Source organism: Labrys sp. KB_33_2, assembly GCF_052114505.1.
Classification (GTDB): domain Bacteria; phylum Pseudomonadota; class Alphaproteobacteria; order Rhizobiales; family Labraceae; genus Labrys.
In genome coordinates this window covers 101,543-108,033 of sequence record NZ_JBFREW010000022.1, presented here as the reverse complement: position 1 = coordinate 108,033, position 6,491 = coordinate 101,543, and the positions used below count along the sequence as shown (strand labels likewise).

Here is a 6,491-nt window from a genome sequence, read left to right as displayed (position 1 = left end):
GTTCTCAACAAAGCTGACAATCCGATCGCGAAGATCCTGAGAATAGCTCCTGCCCATGATCCACCTCCAATAACGGTGAATCACAAATTGCCCTCCAAGGGAATCGCCGATTCCAGTTTCAGATCCGACGCTCTAACTCTTTGTTTTGACGCGTTTTCCCAATCGAAAAGTCGATCAACTTTTCAAAAAAAACGCTCCAGCCCCGGCAACGAAACTTTACACGACAGACCGAGGCCGGAAGCATCGGGGACCGATACTGCATTCTCCATCTGGAGGAGTGCCATGTCGTTTCGTGCCAATGCCGTTTCGGTCTTTCTGCAGGGAGCATTGACGAGCGCCGCCGCCCTCCTGGCGGTGAGTGCGATGCTCGCCGTGCTCATCATCGCCCTCCACGAAGGGGTGGTGCATATCCTGTAGCGAACGGCGCTGTCAGCCAGCGATGCCGGGTGCCGGCTGCGGCGGGCTTGTGGTCCGCTCGTGCCATGGCAGGGCATCGGGGGCGCGTTCGAGCCCCAAACGCCAGCGACATTGGCCACCTCAGGAACCGGTGTCGCGCAGATTGTGCACCAGCCGCGGCCTGGAGATCGCCTCGGACGGGAGCGCCGGTGCGGGCGGGCGATGACGGGCATCCACCAGGGCCTGGAAGTGCGACAGCAGCTTGCGATAGAGGCCCTCGCCGGCGGCGGCATCCTCCAGGCCGAGATCGATATTGGGATTGTCGTTGATCTCGATGACCACGACCCCCGATTTGGTCTGCTTGAGGTCCACGCCATAGAGGCCGTTGCCGATCAGCCTTGCTGCCCGCACTGCCGGTTCGATCACCTCGCTAGGCACCTCCCCGACCGGCACGGCCTGGGTGCGGCCTTCGGTATAGGCCCCGGCTTCGCCATGCTGGATGATCTGCCAGTGGCCGGAGGACATGAAATATTTGGCAGCGAAAATCACCTCGCCTGCGAGGATGCCGATGCGCCAGTCGAAGGGCGTGTAGACATAGTCCTGCACCAGGATGAGATCGGACTGCTTGAACATCGCGGCGGCAATTTCCTGAAATTGCTGCCAATTCTCGGCCTTCTTCACGCTGAGGCTGAAGGCGCCGTCAGGCACTTTCAGCACCGCGGGATAGGTCAACTGCGTCTCGAAGCTCGTCAGCGTGCGGCGAGTGAGGAAGAGCGTACGGGGCGTCGCGATACCGTTGCCGCCGAGAAGTTCGGACAGGAAGGCTTTGTTGGTGCAGCGCAGGATCGAGCCGGGATCGTCGATCACCGGCATGCCCTCGCTGGCTGCCTTGCGGGCGAAACGGAAGGTATGGTGCGCGATTGCCGTGGTCTCGCGGATGAACAGCGCGTCGAACTGGGTGAGGCGCGGATAGTCCTTCTTCTCGATCAGCTCCACGGCGATATCCATGTCCTGGCCGATGCGCACCATGGCCTGCAGAGTCTTCAGCTTGGAAGGCGGCAGGGGATCCTTGGGATCGTGCAGGATTGCCAGGTCCATGCGCGGGCCGCTGGTCGAGGGGGCATGGCGCCAGGGACGCCGGCAGAAGCGGGCAAGGCCATCGAGAAACAGGCTGTCGCGGGCCGGGTCGACGTCGCGCGGGTCGAGCGGACGCAGGGCGGCGACCTTCCAGCCGCTGCCGCCTTCCAGGCGCTCGAGGTCGATCGCCAACAGGGGACACCGGAACAGCTCGAAGCTGCGGCTGGCAAACTCGGGCAGACCGCGATCCTCGATGCCGCGATCATCGACCTGGCCGAAAAAGACCTGGATCCGCATCGCCTCCACCGCTCGGGGTACGGAGGCAAGAGCGCCGAGGCAGCGCTCCAGGCCGGCAAGCTTCTGGGTCTGCACCGCCTTGACCTGAAGATCGGTAATCGCCTCCATGCTTGGCGTCACCCGTTCGCCGCGCGCCTCGGCGAGCAGGGACACGTAGTAGCCGATGCTGAGATAGGCATAGCTGCGGCATAGATTGATGATCCGGCGCGGCCGCTGCAGCAGGCTCGGTCCTTCCGCGATGAATTCCTGTGCGGTGATCACCCGGATGCCGGGTACGGACCAGCGAAAATCACTGGATTTTTCAACGATGATCAGTTGAGCGGGCATTGGCTGCTTTCAAGAAAGGGAAGGAAGGCGCTCGGCGTTGCGGTCGTGCTTGCGCGTCTCTCCGCCGGCGATTTCGCAGCAGGCCGAAAGATGCATCCGAACAATGGTTTATGACTCCGCGCGTATCTATTGCAGCGCGCTTTGCCTCAGGCAGTCGTGGTCGATCAGGCGCTGGAAGCGAATGGCCTCGGCCCCGTCTTCGTAATAGTTCGCCACGCGCTTGAAGGGCCGAAAGCCGAGGCGGCTGAACAGGGCCTGGGCGGGGAGATTGTCGCTGCGCGTTTCCAGCCGCAGCAGATGAGCGCCGGTCCCGGCACTGCTGGCCATTGCCTGCTGGAGGAGCGCCTGTGCGATACCTTGCCGCCGGGCGCGTGGTGCCACGGCAAGGGAATAAAGCCGCGCGACGGCCGTGCGGCGGTTGGTGAGAATGACGCTGCAGCCTGTGAGGCCGGTGGCATCGTCGCTGACGATGACGAGGGCCGAAGGGCTGGTCAGCAGATGGCGCCAATCGCGGCGGCTGATACGATCGCCGGCGAAGGCCGCGTTTTCGAGGTCGATCAGGGCAGGAAGATCCGCTGAACTCGCCTCGCGCAGATAGGGTACGGTCATGTGCGACAGACAGATTGATATCGACAATGAACGCGAGGGTAGGGCGTTGCCGGCGCCTCAACAAATCAGGATTGCATAAGGAAACGAGTGTGCGCCCTGTTGCAGGATGCCTGCCATCATCCTGGAAACAGACGTTTTTTTGGCGCTCGACGTCTTTGATTTACGGCGTCAGGCCTGGGTCAATTCGGTGTCTTTCGGCAGGAAGGAGCAGGGGGAAGAGGGGGAGGCGGATGACGCTCGCCCTCATTTTCCGTCGTGGCCCTCGGGAAACTCGATGGGTCCGCCCGCCTTTTCCCAGGACGAGAAACCATCCTTGAGATGTGCCGCCTCGAAACCCATGTCCTGAAGCGTCGCCACCGTCAGGGCCGAGCGCCATCCGGAGGCGCAGTGGAAGACGAACTTCCTGTCCTGGCCGAAGACGTCCTTGAAATAGGGGCTTTCGGGGTCGACCCAGAACTCAACCATGCCACGGGGAGCGTGGAAGCTGCCGGGAATATAGCCTGATCGCTGCCTTTCCCGGGGATCGCGGATGTCGACGATGACCACGCCGGGATCGCCGACCATGGCGATGGCATCCCTGGTCTCGATTTCCTCGATGCGGGCGCGAGCGGCCGCGACCACCTGAGCCGACGATATTTTTAGCTTTCTCATGGCATTCCCATCCTTTGGTGACGATTTTTGAGATGATGAATCTGCCTGGGGAGCCATGACGTTCAAGGTGGTGGATTGCCGCGAGGCCGCGATCAGCGCTGTCCTCAGCGCCAATTGCTTTCCCGCTCCGAACTCGGGGCGGATTCGGGCGGCACCACCACCATCGGATTCTCGCCTGGAGCGTAATTGTCCACCAGCGCGTAGCCCTCCGCGATGATCGCCTCGACGTTCTGCCGGGTCATCGTGACGTCAAAGGGCAGATGCGCCGCAAAGGGATCCCAGTCCGAACATACCGTACCGACTTCGCGCATCGCCTGGCGCGGCACCTGCAGGGAAAACCGCACCAGCCCCTCGAAGGCGGTGATCGAATTGATGAAGAGACCGCCCGGCATGCGGCCGAGCGTTTCGAAGCGGGCGGCCAAAGCCTCGCGTGCCGATGAGGGCGATAGCCGCAGCAGGAAACCTCCGGCGTCATCCCCTGGCCATGTGCCGCCACGGCGCCGCGGAAACCCTGGATACGTCGATCGGTGGCGTGTTCCCCGGCGATGCCGCCGAGAAAAAGCAGATCGGATGGCGCCGTCCGGCGTTTGCGCAGCCTGGCGATCAGCCCCTCGGTGAGGGCATAGGTGTCGCCGTAATTGTCAGTGACCACCGAGGGCGCATCGCTGCCGGGCAGATCGAGATTGACGCAAGGGATACCCGGCGGCGCGGCATCGCCATACTGGACAGGCTGCTCGATCTCTTCCGGCTGATTTCGCCGGCTCGGCGCAAATCGCTGGTCGACGACTGGGTCAAGGCCCTGGCCATCAAGGTCTCCAATCCCGACAATGCGGTGTCGATCTTGTCCGGCGGCAACCAGCAGCGCGTCGTGCTGGCGAAATGGCTGGCCACCAAGTCCAAGCTCCTGATCCTGGATTCACCCACGGTCGGTGTCGATGTCGGCGCCCGCGCCGGTATCTTCGCCATCATCCGCAAGCCGATCATCTCGGGCGGCTTCAAGGGCGGTATGGCCGTGGAGAGCCTCATCCATATGCCGCCGCAGCTCGCCTCCGCCCTGTCGGTGTGGCGCCCCGTCGCCAACAGCCGCGAGGAAATCCTGGCCGAGGGCCTGCCCTTCCTGCGCAACAAGGCCAGGCAGTACGGCCTGATCTAGGCCCGTATGCTGGATTGCCCGACAATGCGTCCTCCGATCTCCGCCGGTCGGAGGATGCTTTTGTTTGTCCGGCAGCGTTTGGCCGTGTCCGATCGGCAATGCCGTGCCGACAGGTCTGCGAGCTGGATGGATGGGCGCAATGTCCGCGTAATACCCGCGAGCGATAGGGAGACATCGAAGGTTTCGGGTGATTCGCACCCTTTGCCGAAGGTGTCATCGTGGAAGACAGGCCATGTGTCCCTATCCCACCGCCGCCGAAGTGTCGTTCGGCCTTCGCGGACTGTATCTATATTCCCCACCCCTCGAATGTCTGGGCGACCGTCGGTTCAACTCACCGGCGAGGACTCGTCTCGGTCAGGTCTGACCGAAGGCCGGTGCGTCATGTCGGATCCGATCAGACTGAATTTCGATCGCATGCCTCGCCCCAACGGGCTGGCTGCAGCCATGGCGACAGCCGGCGTGGATGCTACCGCGCTTGCCCGCCGTGCCGGTGTGACTGCGGGCGATATCGATGCCTGGGCTCGCGGACAGCGCGACCTACGACCGGCCATGGCCACGCGGCTCTCGGCTCATCTCCATACCACGGCCGCCGATCTGCTGATCGGGCTCGGCTGTGGCGAGCCGGCGCGGCCAACGGGCTTGCCGTCATGCGACGAGATCAGCGCCGGAGCCGCCAAGCCAGTCTGGCTGGAGCGTCTCGCAGGCCGCGGCAATCTGGCCGAAACTGTGCTGATGCTGTCTGCCGCTGCGCTCATGGGAATTGTCGGCTGCCTGGCCGTTCTGGATTAGCCAGCTTTCACCCAACGGCCTCTTCAGATGTCGAAGGTGACATAGATGAAGCCGAGCAATGCCAGCATGACGAAGAGCATGGCCGCAATGGTCAAGGTCCCACACCTTCCTGCGTGAATGACCACACCATAGCGGCGGGGTGTTTCCCTAGTTTTTCCGCTTTGTGAAGGGCTGCGCCTCTATGTCCACGGTTCTCCAGGGAACTGTCGGCCGATATGCGCGCTCCTATACCCCCAAAAGAGATAGGCGCGGTGGCGAGGCCTTTCGCGCAATCGATCCTGCACGGAGGGTCCATGTGGAAGTTCACGGAGCTCGCGGATTGGTGGAGCCAGCAGCAGAAGGAATCCGAAGCGATCCTGGACAAATGGGTCGAGGATTCCAACTATAGCCAGGGTGCGATGATCGTGGGAGCCGGCACCAAGGCCTTGATGACTTTCGGTGCCGGGTTCGTCGATGTGCTGCGGCTTGGCGATGGTCTTGCCAAGGGCACCGCGGCCGGCGCCGGGCAGGATGGCTTGCGGCTCATCGCGATCCTGCCAATCGGCAAGGCGGCGCAGATGGTCCGCTCCGTCAAGGGCGCCATCATGGCCAGGCTCATCGTCGACATCAATCCGAATGCCGGCATCTGCGCCTGGGTCGCATCGGCCAAGGCTCTCACGCAAATCGGCGCGAAGGTCGATGGCAAGCTCTTCGTCACGGTGGAAGACCTTGCCAAGGCCGCCGGCCTCGACATCGGCGCGCTCGGCGGGCTTTCCATGCAAGGAATGGAGAAGATTCTGACGCAACTCGGCGCGCGCTGCGGTGCCATCCGTCTCGTCAAGGTGGAGCAGGACGTCGCGCGCATGGTGGGCCATGATGGCAGCGTCGTGATGGTCATCGTGGAATTCGAGCGCTTTGGCTCGACGAACTATCATGCCTTTTATGCGTATCGCACGGCGATCGGGCAGTTGCGCTACATGGATAGGTCTGTGCAGGCGGCCACTACAAAAATCTACCAGGGCATCGCCGAGATCGCCAAGGTCTACGGTACTCCGGCGATGAAGCCGATCCAGGCCATGAAGATCGAGAACATGTTCGTGAAGACAGTGGCGCATGAGTTGCCGCGCCTGGTCCTGCCGGTGCTTGGGGTCGTCGCCAGCGAAGACAGGCGCTAATAGCCCGTCTGGAAATGCTGACGCATACGAGCCTTGAA

General features: G+C 62.6%; 7 protein-coding genes and 2 pseudogenes. 5 read left to right on the top strand and 4 right to left on the bottom strand.

What is annotated here, in order from left to right:
- The first annotated feature begins 282 nt into the window (after nucleotides 1-282).
- The gene (locus AB4037_RS30340) at nucleotides 283-417 is read left to right on the top strand and encodes a hypothetical protein (RefSeq protein WP_441774037.1); all 135 of its coding nucleotides are present in this window, start codon (nucleotides 283-285) and stop codon (nucleotides 415-417) included.
- 120 nt (nucleotides 418-537) lie between these two features.
- Here the strand turns inward: AB4037_RS30340 and AB4037_RS30335 are convergent, their stop codons facing one another.
- The 4 genes from AB4037_RS30335 to AB4037_RS30320 form a co-directional block, all read right to left on the bottom strand.
- The gene (locus AB4037_RS30335; protein WP_441774036.1) at nucleotides 538-2,097 is read right to left on the bottom strand and encodes a RimK family protein; all 1,560 of its coding nucleotides are present in this window, start codon (nucleotides 2,095-2,097) and stop codon (nucleotides 538-540) included.
- Nucleotides 2,098-2,223: 126 nt separating this feature from the next.
- On the bottom strand, nucleotides 2,224-2,706 hold the full coding sequence (locus tag AB4037_RS30330; RefSeq protein ID WP_434955686.1) for a GNAT family N-acetyltransferase: 483 nt from the start codon (nucleotides 2,704-2,706) through the stop codon (nucleotides 2,224-2,226).
- A gap of 243 nt (nucleotides 2,707-2,949) precedes the next feature.
- Complete coding sequence (locus AB4037_RS30325) at nucleotides 2,950-3,357, bottom strand: rhodanese-like domain-containing protein (RefSeq protein WP_441774035.1); 408 nt, start codon at nucleotides 3,355-3,357, stop codon at nucleotides 2,950-2,952.
- A gap of 104 nt (nucleotides 3,358-3,461) precedes the next feature.
- Nucleotides 3,462-3,779, bottom strand: a complete 318-nt coding sequence (locus tag AB4037_RS30320; protein ID WP_441774034.1) for a hypothetical protein — start codon at nucleotides 3,777-3,779, stop codon at nucleotides 3,462-3,464.
- 14 nt (nucleotides 3,780-3,793) lie between these two features.
- Here AB4037_RS30320 and AB4037_RS30315 point away from each other — a divergent pair.
- From AB4037_RS30315 to AB4037_RS30300, 4 genes and pseudogenes are all read left to right on the top strand, one after another.
- A pseudogene (locus AB4037_RS30315) lies at nucleotides 3,794-4,270 on the top strand (ATP-binding cassette domain-containing protein); the annotation flags it as partial.
- Nucleotides 4,271-4,348: 78 nt separating this feature from the next.
- Nucleotides 4,349-4,510, top strand: a pseudogene (locus AB4037_RS30310) (sugar phosphate isomerase/epimerase); the annotation flags it as partial.
- A gap of 414 nt (nucleotides 4,511-4,924) precedes the next feature.
- Nucleotides 4,925-5,299, top strand: a complete 375-nt coding sequence (locus tag AB4037_RS30305) for a hypothetical protein (RefSeq protein ID WP_441774033.1) — start codon at nucleotides 4,925-4,927, stop codon at nucleotides 5,297-5,299.
- A gap of 293 nt (nucleotides 5,300-5,592) precedes the next feature.
- Nucleotides 5,593-6,453, top strand: a complete 861-nt coding sequence (locus AB4037_RS30300) for a hypothetical protein (RefSeq protein ID WP_441774032.1) — start codon at nucleotides 5,593-5,595, stop codon at nucleotides 6,451-6,453.
- Nucleotides 6,454-6,491: the final 38 nt, after the last annotated feature.

Coding starts and splice junctions, on each gene's coding strand:
- AB4037_RS30340 (WP_441774037.1), top strand. CDS start 283: ATGTCGTTTCGTGCCAATGCCGTTTCGGTCTTTCTGCAGGGAGCATTG.
- AB4037_RS30335 (WP_441774036.1), bottom strand. CDS start 2,097: ATGCCCGCTCAACTGATCATCGTTGAAAAATCCAGTGATTTTCGCTGG.
- AB4037_RS30330 (WP_434955686.1), bottom strand. CDS start 2,706: ATGACCGTACCCTATCTGCGCGAGGCGAGTTCAGCGGATCTTCCTGCC.
- AB4037_RS30325 (WP_441774035.1), bottom strand. CDS start 3,357: ATGAGAAAGCTAAAAATATCGTCGGCTCAGGTGGTCGCGGCCGCTCGC.
- AB4037_RS30305 (WP_441774033.1), top strand. CDS start 4,925: ATGCCTCGCCCCAACGGGCTGGCTGCAGCCATGGCGACAGCCGGCGTG.
- AB4037_RS30300 (WP_441774032.1), top strand. CDS start 5,593: ATGTGGAAGTTCACGGAGCTCGCGGATTGGTGGAGCCAGCAGCAGAAG.